The 15,695-nt window shown below is 74.6% G+C and carries 13 protein-coding genes; 10 read left to right on the top strand and 3 right to left on the bottom strand.

Annotated features, from left to right (window positions below):
• Positions 1–130: 130 nt before the first annotated feature.
• Positions 131–1,222, top strand: coding sequence for an alpha-hydroxy acid oxidase (locus tag BM048_RS15420; RefSeq protein ID WP_090034441.1), 1,092 nt, complete (start codon positions 131–133; stop codon positions 1,220–1,222).
• The gene (locus BM048_RS15415; protein WP_090034385.1) at positions 1,219–2,199 is read left to right on the top strand and encodes a glycosyltransferase family 2 protein; all 981 of its coding nucleotides are present in this window, start codon (positions 1,219–1,221) and stop codon (positions 2,197–2,199) included. The genes BM048_RS15420 and BM048_RS15415 overlap by 4 nt, the downstream gene beginning before the upstream one ends.
• An 88-nt stretch (positions 2,200–2,287) precedes the next feature.
• Here BM048_RS15415 and BM048_RS15410 read toward each other — a convergent pair whose 3' ends face one another.
• The 3 genes from BM048_RS15410 to BM048_RS15400 are packed head-to-tail and all read right to left on the bottom strand — an operon-like array spanning position 2,288 to position 5,159.
• Positions 2,288–3,574, bottom strand: coding sequence for an NAD(P)H-dependent oxidoreductase (locus tag BM048_RS15410; RefSeq protein WP_090034383.1), 1,287 nt, complete (start codon positions 3,572–3,574; stop codon positions 2,288–2,290).
• Entirely contained in the window at positions 3,571–4,137 is a 567-nt protein-coding gene (locus BM048_RS15405; protein WP_090034439.1) for a dTDP-4-dehydrorhamnose 3,5-epimerase family protein, read from the bottom strand. Before BM048_RS15405 ends, BM048_RS15410 begins: the two co-directional genes overlap by 4 nt.
• Positions 4,137–5,159 (bottom strand): NAD-dependent epimerase/dehydratase family protein, encoded by a 1,023-nt coding sequence (locus BM048_RS15400; RefSeq protein ID WP_090034382.1) that lies wholly within the window; start codon positions 5,157–5,159, stop codon positions 4,137–4,139. Before BM048_RS15400 ends, BM048_RS15405 begins: the two co-directional genes overlap by 1 nt.
• A gap of 210 nt (positions 5,160–5,369) precedes the next feature.
• Here BM048_RS15400 and BM048_RS15395 point away from each other — a divergent pair, with 210 nt between their 5' ends.
• The 8 genes from BM048_RS15395 (at position 5,370) to BM048_RS15360 (ending at position 15,695) form a co-directional block, all read left to right on the top strand.
• The gene (locus BM048_RS15395; protein WP_090034438.1) at positions 5,370–6,197 is read left to right on the top strand and encodes a glucose-1-phosphate cytidylyltransferase; all 828 of its coding nucleotides are present in this window, start codon (positions 5,370–5,372) and stop codon (positions 6,195–6,197) included.
• Positions 6,198–6,365: 168 nt separating this feature from the next.
• A complete protein-coding gene (gene rhaI / locus BM048_RS15390; protein WP_239078910.1) occupies positions 6,366–7,532 on the top strand; it encodes an L-rhamnose isomerase in 1,167 nt (388 codons plus the stop codon).
• The gene (locus tag BM048_RS15385; RefSeq protein ID WP_090034380.1) at positions 7,533–9,056 is read left to right on the top strand and encodes a rhamnulokinase; all 1,524 of its coding nucleotides are present in this window, start codon (positions 7,533–7,535) and stop codon (positions 9,054–9,056) included.
• Between the two features lie 66 nt (positions 9,057–9,122).
• Complete coding sequence (locus BM048_RS15380) at positions 9,123–10,196, top strand: LacI family DNA-binding transcriptional regulator (protein WP_090034379.1); 1,074 nt, start codon at positions 9,123–9,125, stop codon at positions 10,194–10,196.
• Positions 10,197–10,413: 217 nt separating this feature from the next.
• The gene (locus tag BM048_RS15375) at positions 10,414–12,468 is read left to right on the top strand and encodes a bifunctional aldolase/short-chain dehydrogenase (protein ID WP_090034377.1); all 2,055 of its coding nucleotides are present in this window, start codon (positions 10,414–10,416) and stop codon (positions 12,466–12,468) included.
• Positions 12,469–12,547: 79 nt separating this feature from the next.
• Positions 12,548–13,387, top strand: a complete 840-nt coding sequence (locus BM048_RS15370) for a (Fe-S)-binding protein (protein WP_090034376.1) — start codon at positions 12,548–12,550, stop codon at positions 13,385–13,387.
• Complete coding sequence (locus BM048_RS15365; protein ID WP_090034374.1) at positions 13,384–14,964, top strand: lactate utilization protein B; 1,581 nt, start codon at positions 13,384–13,386, stop codon at positions 14,962–14,964. The genes BM048_RS15370 and BM048_RS15365 overlap by 4 nt, the downstream gene beginning before the upstream one ends.
• Complete coding sequence (locus BM048_RS15360; RefSeq protein WP_090034373.1) at positions 14,961–15,695, top strand: LutC/YkgG family protein; 735 nt, start codon at positions 14,961–14,963, stop codon at positions 15,693–15,695. Before BM048_RS15365 ends, BM048_RS15360 begins: the two co-directional genes overlap by 4 nt.

The raw sequence follows: 15,695 nt of genomic DNA, 5'->3' as shown, positions 1-15,695 counted from the left end.
GGGACCGCGGGACGGCGTCCCGGTGTGACCGGGGCGACCCCGTCCGGCGCGTGCGCGCGAGGGCCGCTCGGCTAGCGTGCACGCGGCGACGGCGGCGGTGGTCCGCCGCGCGACGGAGGGAGACCCACGCGTGGCGCAGACGCTCACCGAGCGGCCCGGCACCGGGACCGCGGACCGGGAGGAGCTGGCCCGCACGCTCCTGCCGCCGGAGGTGTACGCGTACTACGCGTCCGGCTCCGGCGCCGAGACGACGCTCGCGGAGGCCGCGCGCGCCTGGTCGGCCTTCCGGCTGCGTCCGCGCACGCTGCGCGACGTGCGGACCGTCAGCACGGCGGCGCGGCTGCTCGGCACCGACCTCGCCCTGCCGGTCGGCGTCGCCCCCATGGCCTTCCACGCGCTGGCGCACCCCGAGGCCGAGCGCGCGACCGCGGCGGGCACGGACCGGGCGGGCGGGCTGTTCGTCCTGTCGACGCGGTGCTCCCTGCGGATCGAGGACGTCGCGGCGGCGGCCGGTCCGTGGTGGTTCCAGGTCTACGTCATGCGCGACCGCTCGCTCACGCGGGCCCTCGTCGAGCGGGCGGCGGCCGCCGGGGCGCGCGCCCTGCTGCTCACCGGCGACACGCCCTACGTCGGCGCCAAGCGGGCGGTCGGCGGGGTACGCATCCCGCTGTCGGCCGAGCACTTCCTCGTCAACCTCGCCGAGCACCTGCCGGCCGACCCCGACGTGCCCGCGCTCACGGAGCAGGACCCGTCGATCGACACCGACGTCATCGCCTGGCTCCAGGAGGTCAGCGGGCTGCCGGTCCTCGTCAAGGGCGTCCTGCGCGGCGACGAGGCCGTGCGGTGCCTCGACGCGGGCGCGGCGGGCGTCGTCGTCTCCAACCACGGCGGTCGCCAGCTCGACAGGGCGGTGCCGGCCGCGCTGGCGCTCGCGGAGGTGGTCGACGCGGTCGGCGGCCGGGCCCCCGTCCTCGTCGACGGCGGCGTCCGCTCGGGGCTCGACGTGCTCGTCGCCCTCGCCCTCGGGGCCGACGCGGTGCTGCTCGGGCGGCCCGTCCTGTGGGCGCTCGCGGCGGGCGGTGCGGACGGCGTCGCGGACCTGCTCGACCAGGTGCGCGCCGAGCTGTCCCACGCCATGGCGCTTGTCGGGTCCCCCGACGTCGCCGCCCTCGACCGCTCCCTCGTCGTGCCCGCACCGATCCTGCCGGAGGCCAGCCCGTGACCGACCCCCTCGTCACCGTCGCGCTGCCGGTGTACAACGCCGAGCGCTTCCTCGTCCCGGCGGTGGAGTCGCTGCTGGCCCAGGACCTCGAGGACTTCGAGCTCGTCGTCACGGACAACGCGTCCACCGACGGCACGCGGGCCATGGTCGAGGGTTGGATGCGGCAGGACCCGCGGATCCGGTACGTGCGCTCGGAGGTGAACCGCGGGCTGGCGTGGAACTGGAACCGGGCCGTCCCCCTGGCGCGCGGCCGCTACTTCAAGTGGGCGGCGGCCGACGACGTGCACCTGCCGGGCTACCTGCGGGCGACGGTGGAGCGGCTGGAGAGCGACCCGACGGCCGTCCTCGCCCACTGCCGGACGCTCGACATGGACGAGCACGGCACGATCACCGGCCCCGTGCCCAACGACATCGCCATGGACGCGCCGACGCCGCACGAGCGCTTCGAGGCGCTCACCCACCGCGGCTGGCCGTCGGTGCAGGTCTTCGGGCTGACCCGCATCGAGGTGCTGCGCCGGACGGGCCTGCACGGCGCGTACCCGAGCTCCGACCGGGCGCTCCTGGCCGAGCTCGGACTGCACGGGCGGCTCGTCGAGGTCGACGAGGTTCACTTCCACCGCCGCGAGTTCGGCGGTCGGGTGACGCGCTCGACGGACCTGCGCACGCGCTACCCGGTCTTCACCGGCGGGGACGTGCCGGAGATCCCCCTGCCGTACCTCGACCTGCTCGGCGGCTTCCTCGGCGGCCTGCGGCGCGCCGGGCTGCCGCCGGTCGAGACCGCGCGGTGCCTGTGGGCCCTGCGCCGGTACGCCGGCTACACGAAGCCCAAGCTCGCGCACGAGGTGGCCGAGGTCGCCCGGAACGCGGTGCACGGGCGCTTCCCCGTCCGGCCGCGCTCCGTGCCGGGGACGACGCCGGGAACGACGCCGGGAACGACCGGGGGCGCATCACCGGCGCGGGCCGGCAGCACGGCGTAGGACCGACGACGAGGGCCGGGCCGCGGGGGACGTCGTCCCCGGCGGCCCGGCCCTCGTCGTCCGGTCACCCGAACGGTCGTCCGGAGGGTCAGCCGAACAGCGCGGTCTGCTCCTCCCGCAGCCGGTCGACGAGCCGCCCCGCCGGGAGCTCGACGTCGGCGTAGGTGAGCACCTCGTCCTTGGCGACCGCGCGGCGCAGCCGGCAGTCGACCGCCACGCCCTGCGGCAGCAGGTCCGCGGCCCGGGCCCTCGGGTAGTCCTCGGCCTGGCCGTAGGTGTCGTAGCCGCCCAGCCCGTCGAGCACGTGCCCGGCCGGCAGGTCGCGCTTGGCCGTGGTGACGACCTCCACGCGGGGGCCGCCGGTCGGCGCCAGGGCCGGGTCGGCGAAGTCCACCGCGCGCACCACCGTGTTCGGCACCTCGAAGTGGCACAGGTGGTAGGGCGTGTAGAAGCTGTAGAGCGGCCCCTCGCCCAGCTTGTACAGGTTGAGGTAGTGCTGCTGCTTCGGGTCGTCGTGGGTGGCGAGCACGAAGACGCCCGGCCCCGGCTTGCTGCCGACCACGTAGTCGACGACCCCGCCGAGCGCGACGAGCTCGTCGACGTCGTACCGCGAGACCAGCTCGTCGACGTGGCCCGCGTGGTCCCAGCCGTTCATGCCCCGCCTCGGCACCGTGAACCCCGCGGCGTTGGCGACGATCGCCTGCTCGAAGGAGATCTTGGTGCCGTCCGCGAAGCTCGTCACCATGGCCGGGTCCTGCCCCCACCGCTCGGCGAACCCCTTCTGGGTCGTCGGGTTGCGGTAGGGGTCCTGCAGGCCCTTGATGTTGCCGGCGACGAGCGGCGTGGCGCCGATGCCGCGGACGAACCGCAGGAGGTTCATCTCGACACCGGGCTGGTCGCCGTCGGCGCCGGTGAGCACCACGCCGGCCCGTCGCGCGCGTTCGGCCAGCAGCGGGCCGACGGTGCCGTCGAGCTCGGCGTTCATCGTCACGAGCGGCTTGCCCGCCTCGATGGCGGCGACCGTGAGGTGCGCGCCGAACTCGACGGCCCCGGTGACGTCGACGAGGCAGTCGACCGCGTCGGAGCCGACGAGGAGCGACCAGTCGTCGGTGACGGCGGGGCGGCCGTGGGCGATCGCGCGGTCGAAGGCGTCGGCGGCCGAGACCACCTCGACGTCCTCGACGCCTGCGTAGGCGTACGCCGCCACGCCGCGCTCGACCGTGCGGTTGGCGACGGCGACGAGCGTCATGCCGGGCACGCTGTTGACGACCTGGTTGGCGAAGCCCTTGCCCTGGAAGCCCGCGCCGACCATCCCGACGCGGATCGGGCGGCCCTCGGCCTGCCGGCCCGCGAGCGCCGTGTCGAGGAGGATCACGCGGCCTCCCCGGCGAAGTGCGGGCGACGCGTCGCCGGGTCGACGAGGGACCAGGACGCGTCCTTCGGCGAGGTCGCGTCGACGGGCAGCGGCCACTCGAGCCCGAGCACCGGGTCGTCGAACCGCAGGCCGCGCTCCGCCTCCGGGGTGTACCGCCCGCTCACCTGGTAGATCACCTCCGTGTCCGGCACGAGCGTCTGGTAGCCGTGCGCGAAGAACGGCGGCACGTACAGCGCGCGGTGGTTCTCGGCCGTCAGCTCGACGGACACGTGCTGCAGGTACGTGGGCGACCCGTCCCGCACGTCGACGATCTTGTCGACGATCGCGCCCCGCGTGCAGCGCACCAGCTTCGCCTCGGGCGCGGGCGCCACCTGCAGGTGCATCCCGCGGAGCGTCCCCGCCGCGACGTTGAAGCTCACGTTGGCCTGCTCGACGACGTTCTCCAGCCCGTGCGCGGCGAAGACCGCCTGGTCGAAGGACCGCGCGAAGAAGCCGCGCTCGTCCTGGCGCAGCTCGAGCTCGACGACGTAGACCCCCGCGATGGCGGTGGGCTCGAGGCGCATCAGGCCACCCACCGCAGGGAGTCGTCGAGCTGCCGGGTGTCCAGCAGGTGCTGGAGCTGCTTGAGGCGCGTGTGCCCGCGGCCGGTGAACGTCTCCGCGTCGAGCTGGATGCGCGAGAAGACCTCCGCGAGCTGCCGGGCGCCGCGCGCGGCGTCCCAGTCGCAGGTGAAGCCCGGCAGGACGTCGCCGATCTTGTCGAAGTTCACCTTGTAGCTGCGGTTGTCGGCGCCGGGCTCCCCGAAGGACAGCTTGCACCCCGGGAACGCGGCCGCGACGGTCTCCGCGATCTCCCGGACCTGGTAGTTCTGCGCGTCGCTGCCGACGTTGAGGACCTGGTTGTGCACGGCCTCGCGCGGGGCGTCGAGCACGGCGCGGATCGCCTTCGCGATGTCCAGGCCGTGCACGAGGGGCCGCCACGGCGTCCCGTCGGAAGTCATCGCGATTTCACCCGTCGTGAAGGCCAGCCCCGAGAGGTTGTTCAGCACGATGTCGAACCGCATGCGCGGCGAGGCGCCGAACGCCGTCGCGTTGCGCAGGAACGTGGGGGAGAACGAGTCGTCCGCCATCGGCGCGAGGTCCCGCTCGACGAGCGACTTGCAGACCGCGTAGGCCGTCTGCGGGTTCACCCGCGACGTCTCGTCGACCGTGCCGTCCGCCACGCCGTACACGCTGCACGAGGACATGTACACGAACCGCTCGACACCGGCGCGCTTGGCCGTCGTCGCCACGTGCACGGACGCCTGGTGGTTCACCTGGTAGGTGATCTCGCCCAGGAGGTCGCCGAGCGGGTCGTTCGACAGCTCGGCCATGTGCACGACGGCGTCCACGCCCTCGAAGTCGGCCTCCGTGACGTCCCGGATGTCCTTGGCGAGCGTCTCGACGGTGAGCGGCACGCCCTGGTAGAGCCAGCCCTGCTTGTAGTAGCCCGTGTCGAGGCCGACCACCTGGTGGCCCGCCTCGACGAGCGTGGGGGCCAGCAGGCAGCCGAGGTAGCCCTCGGTGCCGGTGACGAGGATGCGCACGTGGTCCCTTTCGTCTGTCGGCCCGGTGGTCACGGGCCGTCGCACGGCGATGACCCGCGGGATCGGTCCCGCGGGTGCCGGCACGACCACGCTAAGGGTCGGACGTTCCGGACGAGACCCCCCAGAGGGTGAGAAAAGCCACCGGGCGCGCGACGGCGGGCCACCGGCCCCTACGGTCGGGACGACAGGGGTGACGACGAGAGGGTGGACATGGCAGCACCGACAGCAGGGACCGACCCGGCGGACATCCCCGTGGTGATCCTGTGCGGCGGCATGGGCACGCGGCTGCGCGAGGCGAGCGAGAAGCTCCCCAAGCCGCTGGTCGACATCGGCGGCAAGCCGATCCTGTGGCACATCATGAAGACGTACGAGGCGCACGGGTTCCGGCGCTTCGTGCTCTGCCTGGGCTACAAGGGCGACCTCATCAAGCGGTACTTCCTCGACATGCGCGAGCACTCCGAGGACTTCACGCTGCACGTGGGCGGCGACCACACGCCGCGCTTCCACGGGTCGGGCGGCGACGTGGACTGGGAGGTCACCTTCGCCGAGACGGGCCTGCTCACCGGTACGGGCGCCCGCATCAAGCGGGTCGCCGACTACATCGGCGACTCGACCTTCGCGCTGACGTACGGCGACGGCGTCGGCGACGTCGACCTCACCGCCGAGCTGGCGCAGCACCGGGCCTCCGGCCTGGCCGCGACCGTCACGGGCGTGCGGCCGACCAGCCGCTTCGGCGAGATGACGGCCGACGCCTCGGGGACGAAGGTCGAGGCCTTCCTCGAGAAGCCGCAGAGCACGACGGGCTGGGTCAGCGGCGGGTACTTCTTCTTCGAGCGGCCGTTCCTCGACCGCTACCTCGACACGGACCCCGGGCTGCTGCTCGAGCGGGCGCCCCTGCAGCGCGCGGCGCGGGACGGGCAGCTCGGCGTGTACGGGCACTCCGGCTTCTGGGCCGGCATGGACACGTTCCGCGACTGGACGGACCTCAACGCCCTCTGGGACGCCGACGAGGCGCCCTGGAAGGTCTGGAAGGACTGACGGGCGGTCCCGCGCGACGGACGTGCGGGAGGGCTTGCGGAGGGGGTCGGCCGGACGAGGGCCGGCCCCCTCGTCGGTCGACAGCTCCTCCCGCCGGTGCTTGACACCTCGGCCGCGTCGATGAAACGATTCACGGGTCGTCATCGTCGAGACACCCGAGGACCTGCCGTGACCATCGACCCCACCGTCCTGCGCACGCTCGAGCGGCAGGCCATCGAGCTGCCGAGCTGGGCCTTCGGCAACGCCGGCACCCGGTTCAAGGTGTTCAGCACCCCCGGCACCCCGCGGACCGTGCAGGAGAAGCTCGAGGACGCGGCGGAGGTCCACCGCCTCACAGGGCTGGCGCCGTCCGTCGCGCTGCACATCCCGTGGGACCTGGTCGACGACTGGGGCAAGCTGGCCGCGTACGCCGAGGACCTGGGCGTGCGGCTGGGGACCATCAACTCCAACACGTTCCAGGACGACGACTACAAGCTCGGCTCCCTGACCCACACGGACCCGCGCATCCGCCAGAAGGCGGTCGACCACCACTTCGCGTGCATCGACGTCATGCACGAGACCGGGTCGCAGGACCTGAAGATCTGGCTGCCGGACGGCACCAACTACCCGGGGCAGGGGGACATCCGGGGCCGCCAGGACCGCCTCGCGGAGTCCCTGCGGACGATCTACGACCGGCTGGGCCCCGAGCAGCGGCTCGTGCTGGAGTACAAGATCTTCGAGCCGTACTTCTACACGATGGACGTGCCGGACTGGGGCACCTCCTACGCGCACGTCACGGCGCTGGGGGAGCGGGCCATGGTGTGCCTCGACACGGGGCACCACGCGCCGAGCACGAACATCGAGTTCATCGTCGCCCAGCTCATCCGCCTGGGCCGGCTGGGCTCCTTCGACTTCAACTCCCGCTTCTACGCCGACGACGACCTCATCGTCGGCGCGGCCGACCCCTTCCAGCTGTTCCGCATCCTCTTCGAGGTCGTCCGCGGGGGCGGCCTGGAGGAGGGCTCGCCGGTGGCGTTCATGCTCGACCAGTGCCACAACGTCGAGGACAAGATCCCCGGCCAGATCCGGTCCGTGCTCAACGTGCAGGAGATGACCGCGCGCGCCCTCCTCGTCGACCAGGAGGCGCTGCGGGCGGCGCAGGACGCCGGGGACGTGCTGGGTGCCAACGGCCTGGTCATGGACGCCTTCTACACCGACGTGCGGCCCGACCTCGCCGCCTGGCGGGAGGAGCGCGGGCTGCCCGCGGACCCGCTGGCGGCGTACCGGGCGTCCGGCTACGCGGAGCGCACGGTCGCCGAGCGCGTGGGCGGGCAGCAGGCCGGCTGGGGGGCCTGAGTGGACCGGCGGTCACCGACGCTGGCGGCCGTCGACCTCGGGGCCTCCAGCGGACGTGTTCTCACCGGCCGGCTCGTCGAGGGACGGCTGGTCACGCACGAGGTCGGCCGGTTCGCCAACACCCCGGTGACGACGACGGCGTGGAGCGTGGGCGGCGCCCGTGAGCGGCTGTCGTGGGACGTGCTCTCCCTGTGGCAGGGGGTGCGCGAGGGGCTGGCCGTCGCCGCCCGTGACCACGGACCCGTCGCCGGCATCGGCGTCGACACGTGGGCGGTCGACTACGGGCTGCTCGACGGCGACGGCGAGCTGCTGGGCAACCCCGTGCACTACCGCGACGCGCGGACGCAGGGGGCGCCCGAGCGGCTCTTCGAGGCGCTGCCGGCCGCCGCGCTGTACGAGCGGACGGGCATACAGGTGCAGCCCTTCAACACGCTCTTCCAGCTCGTGGCCGAGGCGGGCAGCGCCCGGGTGCGTGCGGCCGAGGACCTGCTGCTGGTCCCCGACCTCCTGGGCTTCTGGCTCACCGGCCGCCGCGTGGCGGAGCTGACCAACGCGTCCACGACCGCGATGGTCGACGCCGCCACGCTGACGTGGAGCGGGGCCGCCCTCGACGCGCTGAAGGCCGTCACGGGGGAGGACCTGTCCCGGCTCCTGCCCGAGGTCGTCCTCCCGGGGACCGTCGTCGGGTCGGTGCTGGACCCCGTCGCCGCCGGCCTCGGGCTGTCCGGCGCGCAGGTCGTCGCCGTCGGGTCGCACGACACGGCGTCGGCGGTCGCGGCGGTCCCGCTGACGTCCGAGCGGTCCGCGTACATCTCGTCGGGCACGTGGTCCCTCGTCGGGCTGGAGCGGCCGGAGCCGGTGCTGTCGGAGGCGGGCCGGGCCGCGAACTTCACCAACGAGCGCGGCGTCGAGGGCACGGTCCGCTTCCTGCGCAACGTCGCCGGGCTGTGGCTGCTGCAGGAGTCCCTGCGCACCTGGCGGGCGCAGGGCCGCCCCCAGGAGCTGACGGACCTGCTCGCCGCAGCCGCGGAGGTGCCGCCGCTGCGGGCGGTGGTCGACGTCGACGACCCGGCCTTCGCGCCGCCGGGCGACATGCCGGCGCGTGTCGTCGCCGCCGCCCGGCGGACCGGCGGTGGCCTCGGACCCGTGCCGGAGAGCCCGGCGGAGGTGACGAGGTGCATCCTCGACTCGCTGGCCCTCGCCTACCGCCGGGCCGTCCGCACCGCGGGTGAGCTGGCGGGGGTGGACGTCGACGTGGTGCACGTCGTCGGCGGCGGCTCGCGCAACGCGCTGCTGTGCCGGCTCACCGCGGACGCGACCGGTCTGCCGGTGGTCGCCGGCCCGGTCGAGGGCACGGCCATGGGCAACCTGCTCGTGCAGGCGGTGGCGCTCGGCCACCTCGAGGGCGGCCTGCCCGCGGTCCGCGAGGTCGTCCGCGCGTCGGGCGACCTCGTGCGGTACGAGCCGACGGCCGCCGGCGCCGCGGCCTGGGAGCGCGCGGAACGGCGCCTCGCGGACGTGTAGGCGCGCGGGCGCGCTCCCTGCGCGGCGACGGCCGGAGGCGGCCCCGACCTGTGGAAGGATCCACGCGTGCCGCGAGCGACGACGCCCCGCCGCGCGTCCGTCGCGGACGTCGCCCGTCAGGCGGGTGTGTCCGTGGGGACCGTGTCCAACGTGCTCAACCGCCCGGAGACGGTCGCGCCCGCGACGCGCGCCCGGGTGGAGGCGGCGATCGAGGAGCTGTCCTTCGTGCCCAACGGGCTGGCGCGCCAGCTCCGCGCGGGCACCATCACGACGGTCGGCGCGATCCTGCTGGACATCCGCAACCCGTTCTTCACCGAGGTCGCACGCGGCATCGAGGACCGGCTGACGGCGGCCGACCACACGCTCATGCTGGCCAGCTCCGACGACGACCCTGCCCGCGAGGCGCGCTACCTGCGGCTGTTCGAGGAGAAGGGCGTCGTCGGGCTCCTCGTCGTGCCCGGGTCGCTCGACGTCGAGCCCCTGCGGGCGGTGCAGCGCCGGGGCGTGCGGGTGGTCCTCCTCGACGCGGCGTCCTCGTCGCCCGACCTGTCGTCCGTGTCGGTCGACGACGCGGCCGGCGGCGCGTTGGCCGCGCGCCACCTGCTCGAGCTGGGGTACCGGCGGCTGACGTTCCTCAACGGGCCGCACACCATCCGGCAGTGCGCCGACCGGCTGCGGGGGATCCGCGAGGCGGTGGCCGACGAGGGGCTCGACCCGGACGTCGTGGTGGAGGAGGTCCGGCTGACATCCCTGGACGCGGGTGGGGGCGACGTCGCGATGGGCCGGCTCGTCGATGCGTCGGGCGGCCGGCCGCCCGAGGCCGTGCTGTGCGTCAACGACCTCGTCGCGGTCGGCGTGCAGCGTGCGCTGCGACGCCTGGGGGGGACGGCGCTCCTGTCGCGCGTGGCGTGCGTCGGGTACGACGACATCGACATCGCGAGCGAGCTGGCGATGCCCCTGACGTCCGTGCGCCAGCCGGCGCTCGAGATGGGGTACCGCGCCGCCGACCTGCTGCTCGCGCGCGGGCCGGGCGAGCCCGCGGAGCACGTGGTGTTCCAGCCCGAGCTCGTCGTGCGGGCCTCGTCCCTCGTGCCCGGCCGCGCTCGCGCGGGGGCGGGCGGGTCGTCGCCCACGTCGTGACCTCCGGGCCCGCCCGGCGGGCGGGGAACGGACGACGAGGTCCTTGCAGGCGGGTCGGCGGTCCTGCTACCGTCGCCCTGCGTGAATCGATTCAAGGGCGAACGGCACGGCGGAGCGCCGGGCCGGTGCCCGGGGTCGACCGACGGGGCGCCCGCGCCGGACGTCGGACCGCGCGCCGACCGCAGCCCCCCTCGTCCCACCTCACGGAGACCCGCCGATGACGCACCCCGAGGCCGCCGCCCTGATCGCCCGGTCCAACCGCCTGGGCGCCGACCCGCGCACCACGAACTACGCGGGCGGGAACACGTCCGCCAAGGGCACCGACACGGACCCGGTGACCGGTGAGCCCGTCGAGCTGCTGTGGGTCAAGGGCTCCGGCGGGGACCTGGGCACCCTGACGGAGAAGAACCTGGCGGTGCTGCGCCTGGACCGGCTGCGCGCGCTCGTCGGCGTCTACCCCGGCGTCGACCGCGAGGACGAGATGGTGGCGGCGTTCGACTACTGCCTGCACGGCAAGGGCGGTGCCGCCCCGTCGATCGACACCGCGATGCACGGCCTCGTCGGCGCGGCGCACGTCGACCACCTCCACCCGGACGCCGGCATCGCCCTCGCGACGGCCGCCGACGGCGAGAAGCTGACGGCGGAGGTCTTCGGCGACCGCGTCGTGTGGGTCCCCTGGCGCCGCCCCGGCTTCCAGCTCGGCCTGGACATCGCCGCCGTGCACGCGGCGCACCCCGAGGCGATCGGCTGCATCCTCGGCGGGCACGGCATCACCGCGTGGGGTGCCACGTCCGAGGAGGCCGAGGCGCGCTCGCTCGAGATCGTCCGCACCGCAGAGCAGTACGTCGCCGAGCGCACCGCCGCGCTCGAGGCGCAGGGCACGCACCCGTTCGGTCCGGTGCGCGAGGGCTACGCCGCGCTGTCCGAGGCCGAGCGCCGCCTGCGGGCCGCCGCCCTGGCGCCCGTGGTCCGCGGGCTGGCGTCGACGGACCGCCCGCAGGTGGGCCACCTGACGGACTCCGACGTGGTCCTGGACTTCGTGTCGCGGGGGGCGCTGGGCCGCCTGGCCGCGCTCGGGACGTCCTGCCCCGACCACTTCCTGCGGACGAAGGTCTCGCCGCTCGTCGTCGACCTGCCGTCCGACGCCCCGCTCGACGACGTCGTCGCCCGGCTGAAGGAGCTGCACGCGGAGTACCGCGCGCAGTACCAGGCCTACTACGACCGGCACGCGACGCCGGACAGCCCGGCGATCCGCGGCGCGGACCCGGCGATCGTGCTCGTCCCCGGCGTGGGCATGTTCTCGTTCGGCAAGGACAAGCAGACGGCGCGCGTGGCCGGCGAGTTCTACGTCAACGCGATCAACGTGATGCGCGGCGCCGAGGCGATCAGCACCTACGCCCCCATCGACGAGGCGGAGAAGTTCCGCATCGAGTACTGGGCGCTGGAGGAGGCCAAGCTGCGGCGCATGCCCGCGCCCGAGCCCCTGGCGACGCGGATCGCCGTCGTCACCGGCGCCGGGTCGGGCATCGGCAAGGCCATCGCCGAGCGGCTCGCGGCGGAGGGCGCGTGCGTCGTCATCGCGGACCTCAACCTCGAGGGCGCGCAGGAGGTCGCCGACGCGCTCGGCGGCCCCGACGTCGCCGTCGCGGTGCGCGCGGACGTGACGGACGAGGAGGCGGTGGCCGCGCTGGTGCGCGAGGCCGCGCTCGCCTTCGGGGGTGTGGACCTCGTCGTCAACAACGCCGGGCTGTCCATCTCGAAGCCGCTGCTGGAGACGACCGTCAGGGACTGGGACCTCCAGCACGACGTCATGGCGCGCGGCTCGTTCCTCGTCGCCCGCGAGGCCGCACGCGCCATGATCGCCCAGGGCATGGGTGGCGACATCGTCTACATCGCCTCGAAGAACTCGCTGTTCGCAGGGCCCAACAACATCGCCTACTCGGCGACGAAGGCCGACCAGGCCCACCAGGTGCGCCTCCTGGCGGCGGAGCTCGGTGAGCACGGCATCCGGGTCAACGGCGTGAACCCGGACGGCGTGGTGCGCGGTTCGGGCATCTTCGCGGGCGGGTGGGGCGCGCAGCGAGCGGCCGTGTACGGCGTGCCGGAGACGGAGCTGGGCACGTACTACGCGCAGCGCACCCTGCTCAAGCAGGAGGTGCTGCCGGAGCACGTGGCGGCCGCCGTCTTCGCGCTGACGGGGCCGGACCTGGTGCAGACCACGGGGCTGCACGTGCCGGTCGACTCCGGCGTCGCGGCGGCGTTCCTGCGCTGAGCCCCGACCCGCCCCCCGGCCTGTGAGCGGGTCGGGGGGGCGGCGTCGTCGTGTCGGACCTCTGGGATAGGAAGAGCACGTGCGCATCGCCATCTTCGCCACCTGCCTGTCGGACGCGCTGTTCCCGCAGGCCGCCCAGGCGACCGTCCGGGTGCTCGAGCGCCTCGGCCACGAGGTCGACGTCCCCGCCGGGCAGGCGTGCTGCGGGCAGATGCACGTGAACTCGGGCTACCAGGGGCAGGCGCTGCCGGTCATCCGCAACCACGTGCGCGCGTTCGAACCGGTGCTCGACGGGGAGTGGGACGCCGTCGTCGCCCCGTCGGGGTCCTGCGTGGCGGCCACGCGCCACCAGCAGGGCATGGTGTGCCGCCGGGCGGGCGACGAGCGCCTGGCCCGGCGGGCCGAGCAGCTCGCCGGCCGCACGTACGAGCTCTCGGAGCTCCTGGTCGACGTGCTCGGGGTGACCGACGTCGGCGCGTGGTTCCCGCACCGCGTGACCTACCACCCCACCTGCCACTCCCTCCGGATGCTCCGGGTGGGGGACCGGCCCACCCGGCTCCTGCGCGCCGTGGCCGGCCTCGAGCTCGTGGACCTGCCCGAGGCGGACCAGTGCTGCGGGTTCGGCGGCACCTTCTCGCTGAAGAACTCCGAGACGTCGGCCGCGATGGTGGCGGACAAGTGCGCGAACGTGGTGTCGACCGGCGCCCCGTACCTCACGGCGGGGGACTGGTCCTGCCTCATGAACATCTCCGGCGCGCTGGACCGGGGCGGCTCGGGGGTGCGGTCGCTGCACCTGGCGGAGATCCTCGCCGCGACGCGTGAGCACCCGTGGCGGCCCGAGCCCGAGGTCGCGCACGTCGGGCGGGCCGCGGGGCGTGGCGCGGGGCGGTCGGCGGGGCGGGCGGAGGTCGGGGCATGAGCGTCCACCTCGGGATGCCGACCGTCCGGCCGCTGCCGGCGGCCGACCCGGCGGACCCGCTGCGCTGGGGGCCGACGTTCCCCGACGCGGCCCACGAGACGCTGCAGGACGGTCAGCTGCGCGCGAACCTGCGGCGCGCGACGCACACCATCCGTGACAAGCGCCTGGCCGTCACCGCCGAGCTGTCGGACTGGGAAGACCTGCGCGCCGCCGGGTCCGGTGTGAAGCAGCAGGTCATGGCGACGCTGCCCGACCTGCTCGAGCAGCTGGAGGCGAGCGTGACGGCCCGGGGCGGGGTCGTGCACTGGGCGCGGGACGCCGCGGAGGCCAACCGCATCGTCACCGACCTGGTCCGCGCGGCCGACGCCCACGAGGTCGTGAAGGTGAAGTCGATGGCCACGCAGGAGATCGGCCTCAACGAGCACCTGGCCGCCGCCGGGATCGAGGCCACCGAGACCGACCTGGCCGAGCTCATCGTCCAGCTCGCGGGGGACATGCCCTCCCACATCCTCGTGCCGGCCATCCACCGCAACCGGGACCAGATCCGGGACATCTTCACGGGGTCGATGGGCGACGCACCGGCCGGCCTCACCTCGGAACCGGCCGACCTCGCGGCGGCGGCCCGGGCCCACCTGCGCGCCCGCTTCCTGCGCGCCGACGTCGCCATCTCCGGTGCCAACCTCGCCGTCGCCGACACGGGCACGGTCGCGGTGGTCGAGTCCGAGGGCAACGGGCGCATGTGCCTGACGCTGCCGCGGGTCCTCATCACGGTGATGGGCATCGAGAAGGTGCTGCCCACGTTCACCGACCTCGAGGTGTTCATGCAGCTCCTGCCGCGGTCGTCGACGGGGGAGCGGATGAACCCGTACACGACCTTCTGGACGGGGGTGACGCCGGGGGACGGGCCGCAGGAGTTCCACCTCGTCCTCCTCGACAACGGTCGCACGCGCGCCCTGGCCGACGAGATCGGCCGGACAGCCCTCCACTGCATCCGCTGCTCGGCCTGCCTCAACGTCTGCCCCGTGTACGAGCGCACGGGCGGGCACGCCTACGGCTCGGTCTACCCCGGTCCGATCGGCGCGATCCTCACACCACAGCTCCTCGGCGTCGGCGCGGAGGGCGGCCTCGACCCGCACGACCCGGCGGCGACGCTCCCGTTCGCCAGCAGCCTGTGCGGCGCCTGCTACGACGCGTGCCCGGTGAAGATCGACATCCCGACCGCGCTCGTGCACCTGCGCGACCAGGCGCAGCACCCCCAGGGCCGGCGCGCGCGCCCGACGGGGTGGTCGGTCGGACTCGGGCTGGCCGCCCTGTCGATGCGGTCGGGGACGGTCTTCCGCTGGGCCGGGCGGGCGGTGCCCCTGGCCCGGCGGCTGCTGCCGCGCCGGGTCCGGCGCCTGCCGTTCCCCGGCAGCCTGTGGACGTCGAGCCGCGACCTGCCGGTGCTGCCCCGGCAGACGTTCCGCGACTGGTTCGAGCAGCGCCCCGAGCCGGGGGCCGCCGGCGGGCAGGTGGCCGACCGGCAGGGGACCGGCGGGACCGGTGGCACCCGCGCGGACGGCGAGGAGCAGCCGTGAGCGCCCGGACGGAGGTGCTGGCACGCGTGCGTCGGGCGCTCGCCCCGGCACCGGGCCGCAGCGCGGCGCCCGTCCCGACGGTGCCCCGCGACTACCGGCGGCACGGGGACGTCGCGACGGGGTCCTCGGAGGCGGTCGAGCTCCTCGTCGACCGGCTCGTCGACTACCGCGCGACCGTCGTGCGCACCTCCACCGCCGGGCTGGCCGCAGCGGTCGCCGCCCAGCTCGAGGGGGTGCCGCGCGTGGTCGTGCCGCCGGGCCTGGACCCCGCGTGGGTCGCGGCCGCGCGGGAGGCGGTCGGCGAGGTGCTCGTCGACGGCGTCGCGCCGGTGGGGGACCCGACCGGTGACGCGACCGGCGATGCGACAGGGGATCCGATGGCCGTGCCCGGCGCGTCCGTGGCGCCGTTGTCCCACGCCGCGCTCGACGCGACCGCGGCGGTCGTCACCGCGTGCCGCGTGGCCGTCGCCGAGACCGGGACGATCGTGCTCGACGGGGAGGGGGACCAGGGCCGACGCGTCCTGACCCTGCTGCCGGACCGGCACGTGTGCGTCGTCCGCGCGGACCAGGTCGTGGGCTCGGTGCCGGAGGCCGTGGCGCTGCTCGCGACGCACCCGGAGCGGCCGATGACGTGGATCTCGGGCCCCAGCGCGACGAGCGACATCGAGCTCGTCCGCGTCGAGGGCGTGCACGGGCCGCGCGACCTGCGGGTGCTGGTGGTCGAGGACTGA

It is taken from the genome of Cellulomonas marina (assembly GCF_900111925.1).
GTDB classification, from domain to species: Bacteria; Actinomycetota; Actinomycetes; order Actinomycetales; family Cellulomonadaceae; genus Cellulomonas; species Cellulomonas marina.
The sequence above is the reverse complement of the archived record's forward strand: the minus strand, read 5'-3'. Positions and strand labels throughout refer to the sequence as shown.